Origin of the sequence: Microvirga antarctica, assembly GCF_017921815.1 — a bacterium.
GTDB lineage: Bacteria > Pseudomonadota > Alphaproteobacteria > Rhizobiales > Beijerinckiaceae > Microvirga > Microvirga antarctica.
The window spans coordinates 215,961-233,067 of record NZ_JAGEMM010000001.1 but is presented as its reverse complement, the minus strand read 5'-3'; the positions used below and the strand labels follow the sequence as shown (position 1 = coordinate 233,067).

Genomic DNA, 17,107 nt, shown 5'->3' with positions numbered 1-17,107 from the left:
GCGCCGGCGAACCCGCCGCCTGATCTCGTGCGGCGAGCAACAACAGGCCCCCCGCCATGACCGAACGCCTTGCCCCACCCGCTGCCGCCATCCACCGTTCCATGACAGTGAAGGAATGGGCGATGCTTCTCACGCTGTCGGTGCTGTGGGGTGGGTCGTTCTTCTTTACTGGCATCGCTGTGACGGCCCTTCCGCCCTTCACCATCGTGGCCCTGCGGGTCGGACTTGCCGCGCTCCTCTTGATCGCGGCCTGCCGCGTGGCCGGCATGACCCTCCCAAGGGACCGTCGGGTCTGGGCCGCCTTTGTCGTCATGGGGTGCCTCAACAACGTCGTGCCCTTCAGCCTCATCGTTTGGGGCCAGACCCATATCGCCTCAGGGCTCGCGGCGATTCTCAACGCGACGACGCCCCTAGCGACCGTCGTCGTTGCGCATGTCGCGACCGCCGACGAGCGCATGACCGCCAATCGGCTGGCCGGTGTGGTGGTGGGATTTCTCGGGGTCGCGGTGATGATCGGGCCGGCGGCATTGGGTGGCATGAGCGTTGCGATTTGGGCCCAGATCGCGTGCCTTGTGGCAGCCCTTTCCTATGCGTTTGCAGGTGTTTACGGACGACGGTTCAAGCAGCTAGGGGTGCCCCCGCTGGCAACCGCCGCCGGACAGGTGACGGCATCGGCCATCCTGCTTGCGCCCATCGCGCTCCTGGTCGACCGCCCCTGGACGCTGCCCCTCCCGGGCTTGCCGGTGATCGGCGCGATCCTCGGCATCGCCGTCCTGTCGACAGCGGTCGCTTACGTCCTCTATTTCCGGATCCTCGCCACGGCGGGCGCCACCAACCTCCTGCTGGTCACGTTTCTCATTCCGGTCAGCGCCATCGTGATGGGCACCCTGGTCCTTGGGGAACGCCTCGCCCCCCGTCATGTGGTCGGCATGGCGCTCGTTGCGGCAGGCCTGGCCCTTATCGACGGCAGAGTGCAGCGATGGCTGGTCTCCTCCAGGGAGGCGAGACTACGGGATTAGCGAGGCTGGCTCACGTCTGGCGCCACACGGTTTCATAACCCTGACAACCGCTCTAGACTCGCACTGTGAACGAATCAGCATTTCCGCGCGCGTCCTCGCGCCCCTTCCTCGGCGTGACACGCTCCGCCCTCGGCCAGACCTGGATCGAGCGGTGCGACGCGGCCCAGGGCACCATCGCGCTGGCGATTGCGCAGACGCACGGGCTTCCGGACGTGCTCGCCCGCGTCCTCGCAGGGCGGGGCGTCGGCGTCCAGGAGGTCGAAGGCTTCCTGACCCCCCGCATGCGCGATCTCATGCCCGACCCGCATGTGGTGGTCGATATGGAGCGGGCGGCCGGGCGTCTTGCGGATGCCGTCCTCGGGCGCGAGAAGGTCGCGATCTTCGGCGATTACGATGTGGATGGGGCCTGCAGCGCGGCGTTGCTGTCCGAATATCTCACGGCCTGCGGCGTTGATTCCGTCATCCATATTCCCGACCGCGTGACCGAGGGCTATGGCCCCAACGTGGACGCCATCCGCGCGCTCAAACAGGAGGGCGCGGGCCTCCTCGTCACGGTCGATTGCGGAACCGCCAGCATCTTGCCGCTGGCAGAAGCGCGGAGGCTTGGGCTCGACACCGTCGTGCTCGATCACCACCAGGCCCCTGAACAGCTTCCCGAGGCGCTGGCCATCGTCAACCCGAACCGGCTCGACGATCTGTCGGGGCTCGGCCACCTGTGTGCCGCGGGCGTAGTGTTTCTCACGCTTGTGGCCCTCAACCGCGTTCTGCGACAACGGGGATTCTTTGCGACGAGACCCGCCCCTGACCTGATGGCAAGCATCGATCTGGTGGCGTTGGCGACCGTGGCCGACGTGGTGCCGCTGGTGGGGCTCAACCGCGCGTTCGTGCGTCAGGGCCTTGCCGTCATGCGCAGCCGGAGCCGGCCGGGACTGGCAGCCCTTCTCGACGTGGCTGGTCTGTCAGGCGCACCGGAGAGCTGGCATCTGGGCTTTCTCGTCGGACCGCGCATCAATGCGGGCGGACGGATCGGCGATGCGGCGCTGGGCGCACGGCTTCTGCTCAGCACGGACCCGATTGAAGCGGCGAGACTCGCGGGCGAGCTTGATTCGCTCAATCGCGAGCGACAGGCGATCGAGGTGGATGCGGTCGCTGAAGCGGAGGCCCAGGCACTGTTCGCGCTCGATGCTGCGCCCGACCTGCCGATTTTGCTGACGTCGTCCGCCGGCTGGCATCCCGGCATCGTGGGCCTCGTCGCCGCGCGCACGAAGGAGCGGTTTCGCCGCCCGGCCTTCGCCTTCACGCTGAACGCGGACGGGACGGCGACGGGATCCGGGCGCTCCGTTATCGGCGTCGATCTGGGCCAGGCTGTCCGTGCGGCGGTCGAATCGGGCGTCGCGATCAAGGGCGGCGGCCATGCCATGGCGGCGGGCGTGACCCTCGCGGCCAGCGGCGTCACCGCGTTTCAGGATTTCGTCACCGCGCGCCTCGCCGAGCGCGTGGGACATGCGCGCCTCGACACCCATTTCGCCATCGACGCCACGCTCACCGCGGGCGGCGCCCAGACCAGTGTCGTCTCCGCGCTGGAGCGGGCCGGGCCGTTCGGATCGGCGCAGCCGGAACCCGTCTTCGCGTTCGCGAACCATCGCCTCGTCGAAGCGCGCGAAGTGGGCAGCGGCGGCCATGTGCGGGTCAAGCTGCGCGGCGGCGACGGCGCCTTTATCGGCGGCATTGCGTTTCGCGCAGCAGGGCAACCTCTTGGCAATATGCTGGCCGGAGCCATCGGCAGCCCCGTTCATGTGGCCGGAACATTGTCCATCGACCGGTGGGGCGGGGGCGAGAAAGTAGCCCTCAGAATTATGGATGCGGCGAAGCCCGAATAGGTCATTCTTGCGCTTGCCCAGCCGGAGGAAGCCATCTATATGTCCGCCCACTTCGGCGGCTTTGCCCCGATGCGCGGCCTTCGTCTATCGGTTAGGACACCAGCCTTTCACGCTGGGGAGAGGGGTTCGACTCCCCTAGGCCGCGCCACTTTTCCCCTTTACCAAAATGTCCGTCACGCCCAGGCTCTGAGTCGGCCCAGGGCCGATTCAACGCGCGAAACCGAGTGCCGCCATGCCCCGCTTCTATTTCAACATCCGCGATGGCTATGATCTCGATGAGGATGACGAGGGGATCGAGCTTCCCGATCTCGATGCGGCGCGGGCCGAAGCGCTGGCCACCGTCGAGGAGCTGCGCGATCAGCTCTCCGACGCGGGCAATATCGAACTCGAGATTGCGGATGAAAGCGGGCGGCGCCTGCTGACGGTCCCGTTCTTTCGGGGACAGCGCAGCGGGCGCGGCCGCTAAGGCCTCTCAGGCCGGCTTCAGCGCCTTCCACGCATCGGCGAAGGCGCGGGCGTTCCGAGCGATCTCATCGACGCAAAGTCCGGGCGTGAAGAGGGCCGAGCCGAGCCCGAATCCGTTCGCGCCGGCGTCGACATAGGATTTCATCGTCTCGGGCCGGATGCCGCCCACGGGGATCACGAGGGCGTCGGGCGGCAGCACGGCCCGCCACGCCTTGACGATCTGGGGCGGGATTGCCTCGGCCGGGAAGATCTTGATCGCATCCGCACCCGCATGCAGGGCCGCGAAAGCCTCCGTCGGCGTGGCGACTCCCGGCGTGCAGATCATCCGCAACTGTTTTGCCCGTTGAATCACCGCCGGGTCCGCATGGGGCATCACGATGAGCTTGCCGCCCATGTCGAGAACGCCGTTGACGTGCTCCGGATCGAGCACGGTGCCGGCGCCTACCAGCACCGAGGATGGCAGGGTGCGGGCCAGGATCTGGATGCTCTTGAACGGATCGGGCGAGTTCAGCGGCACCTCGATGATGCGGAAGCCGGCCTCCGCCAGCGTGGCTCCGACGGCCTCGGCATTCTCGGGCCGCAATCCGCGCAGGATGGCGACGAGGGGGAGATCGGCCAGATAATCGCGCAGCACCATTCAGTTCCTTTTCGAAAGACTCGCTTCAGGCGGGGACGCAGGGCGCGCCCGATTGCGCGAATGCCGTCCTTGCATTGTTGGCTGACAAGCCGGCAGCTTTCAACCGCCCCGAGACGATGAGGAGGTCAGCGTCTTCGCCTTTGATTGATCTCCGGCCGTGCGATACAGACGCCGGGAGACCGGGCGCGTGCCTCCGCAGGCGCCGCGCCATCACGCGAGAAGAGCCATGAAGCCGCCCGCACGCCAGCCGAGAGCCGTTCTCGATCGAATCGATCTCTCGATCCTCGATGCCCTGACGCGGGCCGGGCGCATGACCTATCAGGCTCTGTCGGAGAAAGTAGGCCTGTCGCCGCGGCCATGCCTCGAGCGCGTCAAGCGTCTCGAGCAGAAGGGCGTCATCCGGGGCTACGCGGCCCTCGTCGAGCCGTCCTGGCTCGGCCACGACATCATCGCGCATGCGGGCATCACCATGCGCGATCCGTCGGCCGCTGTCCGCCAGCGTCTCGAGCGGGCGCTCTGCGCCCATCCGGCAGTGGTCGAACTGCAGGTCGTCAATGGCGAGCACGATTATGTGGCGCGCATCGTCTCGCAGACCCTCTCGGCCTATGAGGCGCTGACGGGCGCTTTTCTGGCGGATCCGGCTTTCGGCATCGGGCGGATCCACACGACCTTCGTGTTGAAGACCCTGAAGAGCTTCGACGGCTATCCGGTGGCCGACAGCCGAGACTGACAGGCCGCCCAAGCCCCACAGCCGAATTGGCTGGGCCCGCGACCCGATTCGACCTCATCGATACCGCCTGAGCGCTAAGCTTTCTCCCGGAGGCGCCCATGGATAGCATCGTACGCGAGAAAATCGTCACAGCAGCCAATTACGACCCGCTTCCCGTCGTCCTGCACGAGGCGAAGGGGGTCTGGGCGAGCGATCGCGCGGGCAAGCGCTATCTCGACATGATGAGCGCCTATTCGGCGGTCAGCCTCGGGCACGGGCACCCGCGCATTCTCGCTGCGATGGCGGACCAGGCGGCCCGGCTTGCGGTGACCAGCCGCGCCTATCATACGGAGCTTCTCGGTCCGTTTCTCGAGACATTGGTGAGCCTCACCGGTCTCGAAATGGCGCTGCCCATGAATACCGGCGCAGAAGCCGTCGAGACCGCCATCAAGGCGGCCCGACGATGGGGCTACCGGGTCAAGAACATCTCGAAGGACCGCGCCCAGATCATCGTGGCGGAGAACAATTTCCACGGCCGGACCACCACCATCGTCGGGTTCTCGTCGGATCCATCCTACCGCGACGATTTCGGACCCTACGATGGCGGTTTCCGCTCCGTGCCTTTCGGCGATGCGCAGGCGGTGGCCGAAGCGATCACGCCGGAGACCTGCGCCGTGCTGATCGAGCCGATCCAGGGCGAGGCCGGCATCGTCGTCCCGCCGGATGGCTATCTACGCGACCTTCGCGCGGTCTGCGATCGTCACAACGTCCTGCTGATCCTCGATGAGGTGCAGTCGGGCCTCGGTCGCACCGGGCGCTGGTTCGCCTATCAGCACGATGGCATTCTTCCCGATGGATTGATCCTCGGAAAGGCGCTTGGCGGCGGGGTCTATCCTGTGTCGGCCTTCGTCGCGACGCGCGAGGTCATGGCGGTTTTTACACCCGGGTCGCACGGGTCGACCTTCGGCGGCAATGCGCTCGCGGCGCGGATCGGTTCCGAAGCGCTGGCGATCATCGCGGACGAAAATCTTGTCGAACGCAGTGCCGCGTTGGGGCAATATATGAAAGACCGCCTGCGCGGCATCCGCAGCAACTTCGTCACCGATGTCCGGGGCAAGGGGCTGTGGGTCGGCGTCGAGGTCGATCCGGCGGTCGTCTCCGCCCGATTGGTGTGCGACGCGCTGCTGGCGGAGGGGATCCTGTCCAAGGACACGCACGGGACGGTCCTGCGTTTTGCGCCGCCCCTCACGATCACCCGTGAGGAAATCGACTGGGGCATGGAGCGCGTGGAACGCGTCTTCGGCCGCGCCCTCCATTGACCGGGAAAGAGCTTCACCAATGACCCCGCACCTAGACGCCGCACAGCCCCGCCTGAACCGCGCCCAGCGCCTTCAGGCCTATCAGCCTCTGTCCGGCATGGTCGTGCCTCGCTTTGCGGGAATTGCGACCTTCATGCGCCTGCCGCATATTTCGCCACAGCTGGCCGCGGGCGAGATCGAAATCGCGCTGCTGGGAATTCCCTTCGATGGGGCGACCACCAACCGGCCCGGCACCCGCCTCGGCCCACGACAGGTACGCGAGGCTTCCTCGCTGATGCGCCTCGTGAACGACGGCACGCTCGTGGCGCCCTACGACCTGTGCGTCTGTGCCGATATCGGCGACATCCCGGTCAACCCCATCAACGTGGAGGATACGCTGGGCCGGATCGACAGGTTCATCCATGATCTTCATCAGGCGGGCATCACGCCCCTCTCGATCGGCGGCGATCACCTGGTTTCCTATCCGATTCTGCGCGTCCTGGGCGCCGGGGAGCCGCTGGGCCTGATCCACGTCGACGCGCACAGCGACACTGGCGACACCTTTTTCGGAAACCAGAAGCTCACCCACGGAACGCCGTTCCGGCGGGCCATCGAAGACGGCGTGATCGATCCGCAGCGCATGGTCCAGATCGCCATTCGCGGCACCATGTACGCTGCCGACGAGCGTCAATGGGCACTCGACCAGGGCATCCGCATCATCGACATGGAGGAGATCGGCGAAAAGGGCGTCGCCCATGCGATCGCCGAGGCCCGCCGGGTTGTCGGGTCGGCGCCGACCTATTTCACCTTCGACATCGATTCCCTCGATCCGGCCTTCGCGCCTGGCACGGGCACTCCTGAAATCGGCGGCCTGACGAGCCGCGAAGCCCTCCAGCTCGTGCGCGGGATGCGACACCTCCATCTGGTGGGTGCAGACATGGTTGAAGTCTCGCCGCCTTTCGACCAGACCGGCAACACGGCACTGGTCGGGGCCGCGATGGCCTTCGAACTTCTCTGTCTGCTGGCTGAATCCCGATCCCAGCGTGCGGCGGGCCGCTGACGGTCAGCTAGGGCGCAGCTTTCGGCGCTTCGCGCAGGCATTGCTGGGTTAGCCGGGAGACCCGCATGCGGGCCTCATCGTCGACGTCGTTGGCCAGAACCCGGGCCCAGAGTCCGTCGCGCCGAAGGCCGGTGACGACGCAGCCGCAGACCGAGCGGCACGTGGCGGGCTCGGCATTCTGCCGGAGGCAGGTGGATTCGCATTCGAGAACGAACGGCTTTGCTTCCACGGCGGCGTTCGGTCCGGTGAGTTGCAGGACGCCGAAGAGAAACCCGAGCAGGACAATCTGGTGCAGCAGGTAGATCGGCAGGCTGTGCCGGCCCGCCCAGATCAGGCCGCGCCCGGTCGCCCCCGAGGCCTGCCAGGGAGCCGGTTGCGGCGCCTGGTGCACGAGCATGAACGTCCGCGCCCAGACGGTGCCCAGCAGGACGAGGGCGAACCAGGGAAAGATCGGCACATAGTCGTTGGTCACAGGATCGAAGGCGCCGAGCCCAAGCCAGTCGAGCACAGGCCTGTCCCATCCCGCCCCGGTGAACAACCAGGGTCCTGCCAGCACGAAAGCCGCAACGGCGACCGCGATCCAGCGCGGAGCGCGCAGGAAGGGCAGGGCAAGGATGCTGGACAGCGCGATGCAGTGCAGAATTCCGAAGAAGATGAAGCTGTCGGGAAATACGAAATAGGTTGCGACCGTGACCAGCAGCGCCGCGCCGCCCACGATGGCGAGACGCCGCAGGAACGGCCGCCACCGGATGCCGCGCCCATGGGCGAGCACCAGCCCGATTCCGGACAGGAACAGGAACGAGCCCGCGATTCCCCGGGCAAACCAGCGCCAGGCCGGCAGGGTGATGAGGTTGGTCTCGATGAGCTTGAGAAAGCTCAGGTCCCACCCGAAATGATAGACGATCATCGCCAGGATCGCGACGCCGCGGGCGACGTCGATGACGTCCCAGCGAACCCGGGACGGGGCGGCGAGGGGTTCAGGCGAGAGGGTCAAGGCTGTGATCCGATGGAACGGCGTGACGTGAAAGCGAAGGCGCCTATATGAGTGTCATGCCCGATCCGTTCGAAACGTCAATTGCTTCTCTGCTGCGCTTCATCGGTGAGTCACGCCGAATGGCGGGGTTTACCGGCGCCGGAATTTCGACCGAGAGCGGGGTGCCGGATTTCCGCTCCCCGGGAAGCCCGTGGATGCAGAACAAGCCGATCCCGTTCGGGCTGTTTCTGGAAAATCCGGCCGCGCGACGGGAAGCGTGGCGGCGCAAATTCACCATGGACGACCTCTATCGCGATGCGCGACCAACCCGCGGCCATGCGGCGCTGGCGAGCCTCGTCGCGGGAGGGCGGATGACGGCGGTGATCACCCAGAACATCGACAACTTGCACCAGGCCTCGGGGCTGAGAGACGACGAGGTGATCGAACTGCACGGGAACGGCAGCTACGCCACCTGTCTGTCCTGCGACCGCCGCCACGAACTTGCCGACATCCGCCTGGCTTTCGAGGCTTCCGGCGAGCCGCCCGTGTGTAAGAGCTGCGGCGGGATCGTGAAATCGGCGACGATCTCCTTTGGCCAGGCGATGCCCCAGGCGAAGCTCCGGGCAGCCCTGACGCTTTCGCTTGAGAGCGACCTTTTTCTCGTGATCGGATCCTCCCTCGTGGTGCATCCGGCCGCGAGTCTCCCCTCCCTGGCGAAGGAAAACGGCGCGCGTCTCGTCATCGTCAACCGGGAGCCGACGCCCCTGGACGGGCAGGCAGACCTTGTGATTGCAGGAGAAATTGGGCCGGTCCTGTCCCGAATTGCCAGTGAACTTTGAGCTGATTCGCGTATGCTCGGGAAAGTTCGACCACCAAAGCGCGTTTCAGGGCTTCCCCAGAATCAGGACAATGTTATCCTGACAGTCAGAATCGGCGTTTTGTTTGAGTTCGGGTTTGTAAATGGCTAGCGATTTTCGGTCACGATCGTTCGATCTCCGCGAGGACGGATCCCAGGATCATCACCGTCGCGAGGTCACGCAGGACGGTACCGCAGACGCGGCGCTGGAGCTGATTCAGGTCAGTGGTCGGATCAAGTGGTTCGACGTGGCCAAGGGATTTGGCTTTATCCTGCCCGATAACGGAATGCCCGACGTTCTCCTTCACGTGACCTGCCTGCGCCGCGACGGCCACCAGATCGCCAACGAGGGTGCGCGGATCGTGGTGGAGGCCGTCCAGCGGCCGCGAGGCCTGCAGGCGTTCCGCGTGCTGTCTCTCGACGAATCGACTGCGCTGCACCCGTCCGAACTCCCGCTTCCCCGCACCCATGTGCAAGTCGTCGCGACCAGCGGTCTCGAGGCGGCCACGGTCAAGTGGTTCAATCGCCTGCGCGGTTTTGGCTTCCTCACCCAGGGCGAGGGCAAGCCGGACATCTTCGTTCATATGGAAACTCTTCGCCGTTACGGCATCATGGAATTGAAGCCGGGTGACGAGGTTTTCGTACGGTTCGGCGACGGTTCCAAGGGGCTGATGGCGGCCGAGGTGCGGCTCACCGATACGGCCCTTCCCCTTTCTCACTGATCGGCTCTCCATGAAACCGGGATTTTCCAGGCGGTTTGTTCCCGCTGCTACGGCGGCCGGGATGGCCTTCCTCGCCTTCGGCGCACTCGCCTATGCGCAGGCCATGGAGGCCCTGTCCATCGTCGGCGCCGGCGGCCAACGGCAGAGCTTTCAGGTGGAGGTCGCCCGCAACGACGCCGATCGCGCCCAGGGCCTGATGTATCGCCGGGCGATGCCTGAAAACCAGGGAATGCTGTTCGATTTCGGCCGCGTCGCCCCGGTCAGCATGTGGATGCAGAACACCTATCTGCCCCTCGACATGCTGTTCGTTCGCCCCGATGGTACGATTGCGCGGATCGCGGCCAATACGGAACCGCTCTCGACGCGCACCATCCCCTCCGGCGAGCCGATCCTGGCGGTCCTGGAGCTGAATGCCGGCACCGCCGCCAGGCTCGGAATCAAGGCTGGCGACAAAATTGAGCATGGGATGTTCAAACACTGACGCCGCGGCGCTTGCTGAAACCGCAAGGGTCGTGATAGCCAACACCCGCTGAGGCGATGATGTCGGGGTGTAGCGCAGCCTGGTAGCGCATCTGGTTTGGGACCAGAGGGTCGCGGGTTCAAATCCTGCCGCCCCGACCATCCTCGCCTGAAGACGATATGAGAGACCGAACGCCATGGCAGCACGGATCTACAAGCCGGCCAAATCCGCAGCCCAGTCCGGTATGGCCCGTACCAAGCAATGGCTCCTGGCCTTCGATCAGGATGCGCCCCGGGTGATCGAGCCCCTCATGGGCTGGACGAGTTCCGGCGACACCCGTCAGCAGTTGCGCCTGTGGTTCGACACCCGCGAAGAGGCCATCGCCTACGCGCAACGCGAGGGCATCGCCTACCGGGTCGAGGAGCCGCAGGATATCAAGCGCCGTCCCATGGCCTATTCGGACAATTTCAAGTTCAACCGCGTCGGCCCCTGGACTCACTGAGCCCAGCCCAAAATCCCAAGGCCCCTTAGCTCAGCTGGATAGAGCAACTGCCTTCTAGGCAGTATCTGTGAATCAGAATTATTTATCGTTATCAGCGGTGAAGCAGGATGATAAAAAACCACCAGGCTGTACTACTGGGTGCCCTTGGAGAAAAGGGATAGAAGGTCTTTTCAGATCGTACGGTTATCTTGCGTGCCGATAAAATTTGAGCAACTGCTACTGCCGCAGTGTCCAAAGGCCCCTTAGCTCAGCTGGATAGAGCATCGGTTTTCTAAACCGACGGTCGCAGGTTCAAGTCCTGCAGGGGTCGCCACCTCAAATCCAGCCGCTCTGTCGCGCGAACACGTATGAAGCGCACAAAGCGCCGACAAATGCGGCTCTTGATCCGTACGCATTCCATCGCCCGATGCGCTGGATTTCGGGAACCATCGTATCGAGGTTCTCCCGCACCTCGAACCGGGATGCGTAAAGAAACAAGCCAGCAGCGACAAGTGCTGCCACCGATCCAACCGTTCCCATGAACACGTCTAGCCGTTGCATCGTTTCTACCTCGCCCTACAGAAGCTACGCTATAGCAAGATGGGAATATCGTTTTATCGTAGCTCAATGCTCGGCAGCTTCCACTTTCTAGTAAATGGGTGTTCAGCTTCTAGGAAATGGAACCACCGTTTCGCGACGCCGAGAGGGAGGTTCAGATGTGGGTTGCATGCTTGCTTGGTTTGGCGCCTCTCAAAGTAGAGGTTAGGCGGTCATCTTTGGTTGCGTCCTTCGGAATTCTCGGCATTGGGACGGCGTGATATGCTCCAATCATGCACCTGCTGCTGCAAGGGCAGCGTGAGCAGCATCAACAGCGCCATCGCTGCAATCTTACCGTCAATGCCATGGCAATTTTCTTCCATAGCGCCCAGCGCAGAACTGCGGGACCCTCATGCCGCTTCTGCCGGAATGGTCGTAGAGCGTCCCGCGTCCTCACTCACCTATCACAGCCGCAGAGGCATGAAGCCGCCTCTGCGGCTCGATCACGCGAAGGCGCTGTCAAGCCGCTGAGGCCCTTGCCCCAGACCCATGCGGCGCGGCCTGCGGAGCACCCCCGTCTAACCCCCGCCGTTTGCTTTGCGGGCGCAGGCCTGGGTGAGGCGGCTGAGTTCCGGGGTCAGGCGCGGTGGGTCGGTGCGGGCAGGGATCAGCATCTCGGGCGTGATGCTGTCAGCAGCGCACTCGCAATAGCGCTGCAGGCCGCTCGCATCCATGCCGGGATATTGCCCCTTGAGGCAGCCTTTCAGGAACGCGGTACGGTCAAGGGGTGGGGTGCGGCTGGCCGCAAAGAGACCCGTGAGAAGGCCTGCCATGATCGGAGCTGACACGAGAATCATCTTCTCCCGGCGGGTGCTTCCGCTCCACCGGGTCTTGAACCGCTGCAACACCGACTCTCTCCAACATTATTGTTATAATGTTCGATTAAAGACTTCTTGCGCTGGTCGCAAGTCCGCGACGGGTTGCAGCTTTTGTTGTCCTGAGGGAGAGAGCCGAGACCCAGCCAGTCCCCTGCAGGTGCCTAAACGGCCCTCCCGACGAGGGCGCCGATGCCCGCGGTCAGGGCCATGGCCAATGCGCCCCAGAAGGTCACGCGAATGGTTGCGCGGACCACGTTGGCACCGCCCGCCCGCGCGCCGATGGCGCCCAGCAGGGCGAGGAACAACAGGGAGGCGACGGATACCAGCAGCACGAGATATCGGGTCGGCGAGACCAGCACCATGAGCAGTGGCATGGCAGCCCCGACAGAAAAGGTGGCAGCCGACGTCAAAGCCGCCTGAATCGGCCGGGCGGTGGTGCTGTCGCTGATGCCGAGTTCGTCGTGGGCGTGTGCGCCCAGCGCGTCCTTGGCCATCATCTGCTCGGCGACCTTCAAGGCAATCGCCCGCTCGACTCCGCGCTTCACATAGACGTCGGCCAATTCGTCGCGCTCGAATTCTGGCTGTGCCGCAAGCTCGGCGCGTTCCCGGTCGAGGTCGGCCTTCTCCGTGTCGGCCTGCGAGCTGACGGACACGTATTCGCCGGCCGCCATCGACATGGCGCCCGCGACGAGGCCGGCAATCCCGGCCACCAGCACTTCCGAGCTGGCGGTCGCCGCAGCCGCCACGCCGACGATCAGGCTTGCAGTCGAGACGATCCCGTCATTGGCGCCGAGGACCGCGGCCCGCAGCCAGCCGATGCGCGACACGAGATGGCGTTCGGTGTGAAGACGCGTCATGGTTGGACTCCGGAGTGAGAGGCGCTGCACGCTCACCCCGAAGGCATCGCCCGCGTCAGGGGCTCTTCGGAGCGTCGAAATTGAGACCAGGCAACCCGCCGTCGCCACCGGGTGCCAGCCCCGGCATGAGAATGTTGTCGAGGCTCTTCTGCACGGCGGCGGGATCGACCGTGACCCCGCTTCCCTTGTAGTGCATGACGATCTGCGGGAACATCACGACGATCGCCACCATGATGACCTGAATGATCACGAACGGCACCGCACCCCAATAAATCTGTCCCGTGGTCACCGGCTCCATGCGTTTGCCGGTGACGCGGTCGAGATAGGGAACCTTCGGGGCGACCGATCGCAGGAAGAACAGCGCGAACCCAAAGGGCGGATGCATGAACGACGTCTGCATGTTCACGCCGAGGATCACGCCGAACCAGATCAGGTCGATGCCGAGCTTTTCGGCCGGTGGGCCAAGCAGGGGCACGATGATGAAGGCCAGTTCGAAGAAGTCGAGGAAGAACGCCAGGAAGAAGACCAGCACGTTGGTGAAGATCAGGAAGCCCGTCGAGCCGCCCGGCAGCGAAGTCAGCAGGTGCTCGACCCAGATATGGCCGTTCACACCGTAGAAGGTCAGCGAAAAGACGCGCGCGCCGATCAGGATGAACAGGACGAAGGCGGAGAGTTTGGCGGTCGCCTCCGTCGCCTGCCGCACCAGCAGCCAGTTGAAGCGGTTCGGATTGTTGTCCAGCCGGCGCTTGATTGCCGCCAGGATCAGCGATCCAAGCGCGCCCATCGCGCCGCCTTCGGTGGGTGTGGCGAGCCCGATGAAGATCGTGCCCAGCACCAGGAAGATCAGCAGAAGCGGCGGCACCATCACGAAAGTGGTCTGCACGGCCATGCGGGACATCAGCCGGAAGCCGGTCACCTTCTCGAGAAGGCCGACGATGAGGGCGTAGAACGCTCCGGCGAGGATCATCTCCATCAGGAGGGCGAGGGATTCGTAGCCCGTCCGGTGAAGGGCTATGTAGAGGGCGATGAGCGCGGCCACCAGCACGGCCGAGATGACGACCCGGCGCGCCCCCAGCATCAGGTTCATGAGGGCGCAGATCAACGCCACCACAGTTGCCACGCAGATGGTCAGGATCACGAAATCGGCGCCGGACTTGGTTTGCGTCTGCGACAGGACGTAGTAGCCGACGAAGCCTGAGAAGACGACAAGGACGCCGAGCTGCCAGACGCCGCGCGAGCCGTCCGGCTCCCGGAACCCGATGGCCTCCTGCGGCAGGCCGGGAGCAGATTTCGGGAAGATCAGGGCCATCAGGGCCACGTAGCCGGCATAGAGGCCGGCCAGGATGATGCCGGGCAGGAACGCGCCCTCGTACATGTCGCCGACCGAGCGACCCAGCTGATCGGCCATGACGATGAGAACGAGCGATGGCGGGATGATCTGCGCCAGCGTGCCGGAGGCCGCGATCACGCCCGAGGCGAGGCGACGGTCGTAGCCGTAACGCAGCATGATCGGCAGCGAGATCAGGCCCATGGAGATCACGGAGGCCGCGACCACGCCGGTGGTGGCGGCAAGCAGCGCGCCCACGAAGATCACCGCGAAGGCGAGACCGCCGCGGACGGGTCCGAACAGCTGGCCGATGGTGTCGAGCAGATCCTCGGCCATCCCGGATCGCTCCAGGATCAACCCCATGAAGGTAAAGAATGGAATGGCCAGCAGCACCTCGTTCGACATGGTGCCGAAGACCCGGTCGGGCAGCGCGCCGAGGAGGGGCCACGAGAGGGTGATGGTCTGCGGGGCGAGGGGCGCCAGCTCGACCGCGAGGAAGAAGAACAGCAGGCCGTTGGCAGCCAGCGAGAAGGCAACAGGGTAGCCGAGAAGAAGGAAGATCACGAGCGCCGCGAACATGATCGGCGCGAGGTTCTGGGCGATAAACTCAGCCATGAACGGAAACTCCGGAAAGGAAAAACAAGGCGTCCATCCGCTTATCGGATGCCGTCGCCCGGAGGCTCACCGCCCAGCGGCGCAACAGGATCGGCAAGTTCCGCGAGAAGCCGCTCGGCCTCGGCTTCCGCGCTGTGGCCGGTTGGCGCATCGTCCGCAAGGTCTCCGCGCATGATGGCGATGCGCTTGACCAGCTCGCTGAACCATTGAAGCCCGAGGAGCAGAAAGCCGAGAAGGATCAGGCCCTTGGCGGGCCAGATGAGAAGCCCGCCGGCGTTGGACGACACTTCGCCCGACAGATAGGAGCGCCAGAAATAGGGCACGGCGAGATAGATCATCAGCGCCACGAACGGAAACAGGAAGAAGATGTGGCCCAGCACGTCGATCCCGTCCCGGCGCCGCTTGGGGAGCATATTGGAGATGATGTCGATGCGGATGTGCTCGTTGGCTTTCAGCGTCCACGGCGAGCAGAGCATGAACACGGCACCGAACAGGTACCATTGCAGCTCGAGCCAGGCATTTGACGAAACCCCGAAGATGCGCCGGATAAAGGCATTGATCGCCGAGACCAGGATGGCGACGACGATCGCCCAGGCGACGGTCTTTCCGATCCGCACATTGAACGCGTCGATCGCGCGGGATATTCTCAGGAGCGTTTCCATCCGTCTCTCCCCCTGACCTCGTCGTCAGTATTGTTTGAACTTTTAGCTATCGAAATCGGCAGCGCCGCGCTAGCCCCTCAGGGCGATACGCACACTCGACTTAAGGCGGGGGCCGTGGTCGATTGAGTAGCGCTGGCTACCGATGAGGAATAGTGAGCCCGTAAAAGGTCGTGAGCATGCAATCAAGTGTGGTGGCCGCCTAATAGAATGGCATTCTCTCCTGAATAATGTCTGTGTGATTCGTCATGTTTTACTCGGGCGCCAGTCGCGTCCATCTCCTGGGAGATCTGATTAGTGACCGTCCTTATTCTCGGATTACTCGTTTTCCTGGGCGTTCATGCCTTCACCATGGCCCGTGGAGCGCGGGCGGGATTGGTCGCGAAGGTCGGGGAAGGTCCCTACAAGGGTCTCTATTCCCTCGCGTCCCTTCTCGGCATCATCCTCATCTCCGTCGGGTTCGGCCGCTACCGCGCGGCGGGCTATATCCCGGTCTGGGACCCGCCGACCTGGACGCGCCACCTGGCGCTGCTGCTGGTCTGGGTGTCCTCCGTGTGCTTTGCCGCCGCCTATCTGCCGGGCCGGATCAAGGCGAGGCTCAAGCACCCGATGCTGACGGCCGTGAAAATCTGGGCGCTGGCCCATCTCCTCGCCAATGGCGATCTCGGTTCAATCCTGCTGTTCGGGTCCTTTCTGGTCTGGGCGGTGCTGGCCCGCATCAGTGCGAAACGTCGGGATGAGGGCGTACCCCACGGGGCACCCCTGGCGGCGCCGCACGGGATCCGCAACGACCTGCTGGCGATTGCCATCGGGTCGATCGTCTATGGATTGTTCGTGGTGTGGCTTCACCCGCTGTTGATCGGCGTGCCCGTGCTGGCAATGCGAGGATAGGCGAGGGGCCTGCCGTGTCACCGCCGCCGCAATCAAACCCTCGCCTTCGCAAGGGCTGTGTGATAGGCGACCCTCTTCGATAAAGGAGGCGGCTCGGCCGCAGCAGAACCATGGCTCCCAACGAAGAGTTCATCCGCGAGGTCGACGACGAATACCGCCGCGACAGGATCGCCCTGATCTGGAAGCGCTACAACGGCGTGATCATCGGCGCGGCCGTGCTTGTGCTCGCCCTCGTGGGAGGCTGGCGCTACTGGGAGCACCTTGCGGAAACGAAATCGCAGGCCGCCGGCGCGCGCTATGAAGATGCGCTGCGCCTGTCTCGGGAAGACAAGGGGCCGGAATCCGAGGCCGCGTTCGAGACCCTGGCCAAGGACGCGGACGGCGGCTACGGCCTGCTGGCGCGCTTCCGCCTCGCAGCCGAGCTCGGCCACGGCAGCGCGGAGAACGGGGCAAGCGCCTATGACGCGCTGGCTGCCGACACCAAGATCCCATCCGTCTGGCAGGACCTCGCGCGGCTTCGCGCCGCGTGGCTGCGCCTCGACACCGCCGAGCCTTCGGTGGTGCGTCCGGCGCTGGAGCGTCTGGCGGTCCCGACCAATCCGTGGCGGCACTCGGCCCGCGAATTGCTCGGCCTGTCCGGCCTGAAGACCGGCGAGATGGAATTTGCCGGCAAGTGGTTCGACCAGATCGCCGCCGACCGCGAAACGCCGCCGTCCCTGAAACAACGCCTGGCCATCTATACTGCCCTTGTGGCGGGTGGACCTGTGCAAGTCACGCAGTGAG

At 64.7% G+C, this 17,107-nt stretch carries 18 protein-coding genes and 3 tRNA genes; 15 read left to right on the top strand and 6 right to left on the bottom strand.

The features are described 5' to 3' along the window. The first annotated feature begins 56 nt into the window (after nucleotides 1-56). From J4G32_RS01220 to J4G32_RS01205, 4 genes are all read left to right on the top strand, one after another. Nucleotides 57-1,019: a DMT family transporter gene (locus J4G32_RS01220; RefSeq protein ID WP_246504718.1), complete on the top strand. Its 963-nt coding sequence runs from the start codon at nucleotides 57-59 to the stop codon at nucleotides 1,017-1,019. Nucleotides 1,020-1,084: 65 nt separating this feature from the next. Further along, entirely contained in the window at nucleotides 1,085-2,899 is a 1,815-nt protein-coding gene (recJ, locus tag J4G32_RS01215) for a single-stranded-DNA-specific exonuclease RecJ (protein WP_210483238.1), read from the top strand. Nucleotides 2,900-2,972: 73 nt separating this feature from the next. Then, a tRNA-Glu gene (locus J4G32_RS01210) sits at nucleotides 2,973-3,047 on the top strand. 84 nt (nucleotides 3,048-3,131) lie between these two features. Then, on the top strand, nucleotides 3,132-3,365 hold the full coding sequence (locus J4G32_RS01205) for a DUF6894 family protein (protein WP_210483236.1): 234 nt from the start codon (nucleotides 3,132-3,134) through the stop codon (nucleotides 3,363-3,365). 6 nt (nucleotides 3,366-3,371) lie between these two features. Here J4G32_RS01205 and J4G32_RS01200 read toward each other — a convergent pair whose 3' ends face one another. Further along, nucleotides 3,372-4,001, bottom strand: coding sequence for a 2-dehydro-3-deoxy-6-phosphogalactonate aldolase (locus tag J4G32_RS01200; protein WP_210483234.1), 630 nt, complete (start codon nucleotides 3,999-4,001; stop codon nucleotides 3,372-3,374). 226 nt (nucleotides 4,002-4,227) lie between these two features. On the opposite strand from J4G32_RS01200, the gene J4G32_RS01195 reads away from it, so the two are divergent. The 3 genes from J4G32_RS01195 to speB all read left to right on the top strand — a co-directional run bounded on the left by J4G32_RS01195 (nucleotide 4,228) and on the right by speB (nucleotide 7,068). Continuing rightward, nucleotides 4,228-4,731: an Lrp/AsnC family transcriptional regulator gene (locus tag J4G32_RS01195; protein WP_210483232.1), complete on the top strand. Its 504-nt coding sequence runs from the start codon at nucleotides 4,228-4,230 to the stop codon at nucleotides 4,729-4,731. Between the two features lie 98 nt (nucleotides 4,732-4,829). Continuing rightward, nucleotides 4,830-6,029, top strand: a complete 1,200-nt coding sequence (gene rocD, locus J4G32_RS01190) for an ornithine--oxo-acid transaminase (RefSeq protein ID WP_210483230.1) — start codon at nucleotides 4,830-4,832, stop codon at nucleotides 6,027-6,029. A gap of 19 nt (nucleotides 6,030-6,048) precedes the next feature. Further along, entirely contained in the window at nucleotides 6,049-7,068 is a 1,020-nt protein-coding gene (gene speB, locus J4G32_RS01185; RefSeq protein ID WP_210483228.1) for an agmatinase, read from the top strand. 7 nt (nucleotides 7,069-7,075) lie between these two features. Here speB and J4G32_RS01180 read toward each other — a convergent pair whose 3' ends face one another. Continuing rightward, nucleotides 7,076-8,062, bottom strand: a complete 987-nt coding sequence (locus J4G32_RS01180) for an acetyltransferase domain-containing protein (RefSeq protein WP_210483226.1) — start codon at nucleotides 8,060-8,062, stop codon at nucleotides 7,076-7,078. 47 nt (nucleotides 8,063-8,109) lie between these two features. Here J4G32_RS01180 and J4G32_RS01175 point away from each other — a divergent pair, with 47 nt between their 5' ends. The 6 genes from J4G32_RS01175 (at nucleotide 8,110) to J4G32_RS01150 (ending at nucleotide 10,894) form a co-directional block, all read left to right on the top strand. Beyond that, nucleotides 8,110-8,880: an SIR2 family NAD-dependent protein deacylase gene (locus tag J4G32_RS01175; RefSeq protein ID WP_425515484.1), complete on the top strand. Its 771-nt coding sequence runs from the start codon at nucleotides 8,110-8,112 to the stop codon at nucleotides 8,878-8,880. A 121-nt stretch (nucleotides 8,881-9,001) separates the two neighbouring features. Next, nucleotides 9,002-9,619 carry a cold-shock protein gene (locus tag J4G32_RS01170; RefSeq protein WP_210483225.1) on the top strand — a complete coding sequence of 206 codons (618 nt, stop codon included), beginning with the start codon at nucleotides 9,002-9,004 and terminating at the stop codon, nucleotides 9,617-9,619. 61 nt (nucleotides 9,620-9,680) lie between these two features. Further along, nucleotides 9,681-10,100 carry a DUF192 domain-containing protein gene (locus tag J4G32_RS01165; RefSeq protein ID WP_246504818.1) on the top strand — a complete coding sequence of 140 codons (420 nt, stop codon included), beginning with the start codon at nucleotides 9,681-9,683 and terminating at the stop codon, nucleotides 10,098-10,100. 63 nt (nucleotides 10,101-10,163) lie between these two features. After that, nucleotides 10,164-10,240, top strand: a tRNA-Pro gene (locus J4G32_RS01160). A gap of 35 nt (nucleotides 10,241-10,275) precedes the next feature. Beyond that, a complete protein-coding gene (locus J4G32_RS01155; RefSeq protein WP_210483208.1) occupies nucleotides 10,276-10,581 on the top strand; it encodes an ETC complex I subunit in 306 nt (101 codons plus the stop codon). A gap of 236 nt (nucleotides 10,582-10,817) precedes the next feature. Beyond that, nucleotides 10,818-10,894, top strand: a tRNA-Arg gene (locus J4G32_RS01150). Between the two features lie 781 nt (nucleotides 10,895-11,675). Here the strand turns inward: J4G32_RS01150 and J4G32_RS01145 are convergent. The 4 genes from J4G32_RS01145 to J4G32_RS01130 all read right to left on the bottom strand — a co-directional run bounded on the left by J4G32_RS01145 (nucleotide 11,676) and on the right by J4G32_RS01130 (nucleotide 15,436). Then, nucleotides 11,676-12,005, bottom strand: coding sequence for a hypothetical protein (locus tag J4G32_RS01145; protein WP_210483206.1), 330 nt, complete (start codon nucleotides 12,003-12,005; stop codon nucleotides 11,676-11,678). Between the two features lie 131 nt (nucleotides 12,006-12,136). After that, on the bottom strand, nucleotides 12,137-12,832 hold the full coding sequence (locus J4G32_RS01140) for a VIT1/CCC1 transporter family protein (protein ID WP_210483204.1): 696 nt from the start codon (nucleotides 12,830-12,832) through the stop codon (nucleotides 12,137-12,139). Between the two features lie 55 nt (nucleotides 12,833-12,887). Beyond that, the gene (locus J4G32_RS01135; RefSeq protein ID WP_210483202.1) at nucleotides 12,888-14,774 is read right to left on the bottom strand and encodes a TRAP transporter large permease; all 1,887 of its coding nucleotides are present in this window, start codon (nucleotides 14,772-14,774) and stop codon (nucleotides 12,888-12,890) included. Nucleotides 14,775-14,815: 41 nt separating this feature from the next. Then, a complete protein-coding gene (locus J4G32_RS01130) occupies nucleotides 14,816-15,436 on the bottom strand; it encodes a TRAP transporter small permease subunit (protein WP_210483200.1) in 621 nt (206 codons plus the stop codon). A 294-nt stretch (nucleotides 15,437-15,730) separates the two neighbouring features. Between J4G32_RS01130 and J4G32_RS01125 the strand changes: the two genes are divergently transcribed. Together J4G32_RS01125 and J4G32_RS01120 are read left to right on the top strand one after the other, a co-directional pair. Beyond that, nucleotides 15,731-16,324, top strand: a complete 594-nt coding sequence (locus tag J4G32_RS01125; protein ID WP_210483198.1) for an NnrU family protein — start codon at nucleotides 15,731-15,733, stop codon at nucleotides 16,322-16,324. Between the two features lie 110 nt (nucleotides 16,325-16,434). Continuing rightward, nucleotides 16,435-17,106, top strand: coding sequence for a tetratricopeptide repeat protein (locus J4G32_RS01120; protein ID WP_210483196.1), 672 nt, complete (start codon nucleotides 16,435-16,437; stop codon nucleotides 17,104-17,106). Nucleotide 17,107 lies beyond the last annotated feature (1 nt).

Coding starts and splice junctions, on each gene's coding strand:
- J4G32_RS01220 (WP_246504718.1), top strand. CDS start 57: ATGACCGAACGCCTTGCCCCACCCGCTGCCGCCATCCACCGTTCCATG.
- J4G32_RS01205 (WP_210483236.1), top strand. CDS start 3,132: ATGCCCCGCTTCTATTTCAACATCCGCGATGGCTATGATCTCGATGAG.
- J4G32_RS01200 (WP_210483234.1), bottom strand. CDS start 4,001: ATGGTGCTGCGCGATTATCTGGCCGATCTCCCCCTCGTCGCCATCCTG.
- J4G32_RS01195 (WP_210483232.1), top strand. CDS start 4,228: ATGAAGCCGCCCGCACGCCAGCCGAGAGCCGTTCTCGATCGAATCGAT.
- rocD (WP_210483230.1), top strand. CDS start 4,830: ATGGATAGCATCGTACGCGAGAAAATCGTCACAGCAGCCAATTACGAC.
- speB (WP_210483228.1), top strand. CDS start 6,049: ATGACCCCGCACCTAGACGCCGCACAGCCCCGCCTGAACCGCGCCCAG.
- J4G32_RS01175 (WP_425515484.1), top strand. CDS start 8,110: ATGAGTGTCATGCCCGATCCGTTCGAAACGTCAATTGCTTCTCTGCTG.
- J4G32_RS01170 (WP_210483225.1), top strand. CDS start 9,002: ATGGCTAGCGATTTTCGGTCACGATCGTTCGATCTCCGCGAGGACGGA.
- J4G32_RS01165 (WP_246504818.1), top strand. CDS start 9,681: ATGGCCTTCCTCGCCTTCGGCGCACTCGCCTATGCGCAGGCCATGGAG.
- J4G32_RS01155 (WP_210483208.1), top strand. CDS start 10,276: ATGGCAGCACGGATCTACAAGCCGGCCAAATCCGCAGCCCAGTCCGGT.
- J4G32_RS01140 (WP_210483204.1), bottom strand. CDS start 12,832: ATGACGCGTCTTCACACCGAACGCCATCTCGTGTCGCGCATCGGCTGG.
- J4G32_RS01135 (WP_210483202.1), bottom strand. CDS start 14,774: ATGGCTGAGTTTATCGCCCAGAACCTCGCGCCGATCATGTTCGCGGCG.
- J4G32_RS01130 (WP_210483200.1), bottom strand. CDS start 15,436: ATGGAAACGCTCCTGAGAATATCCCGCGCGATCGACGCGTTCAATGTG.
- J4G32_RS01120 (WP_210483196.1), top strand. CDS start 16,435: ATGGCTCCCAACGAAGAGTTCATCCGCGAGGTCGACGACGAATACCGC.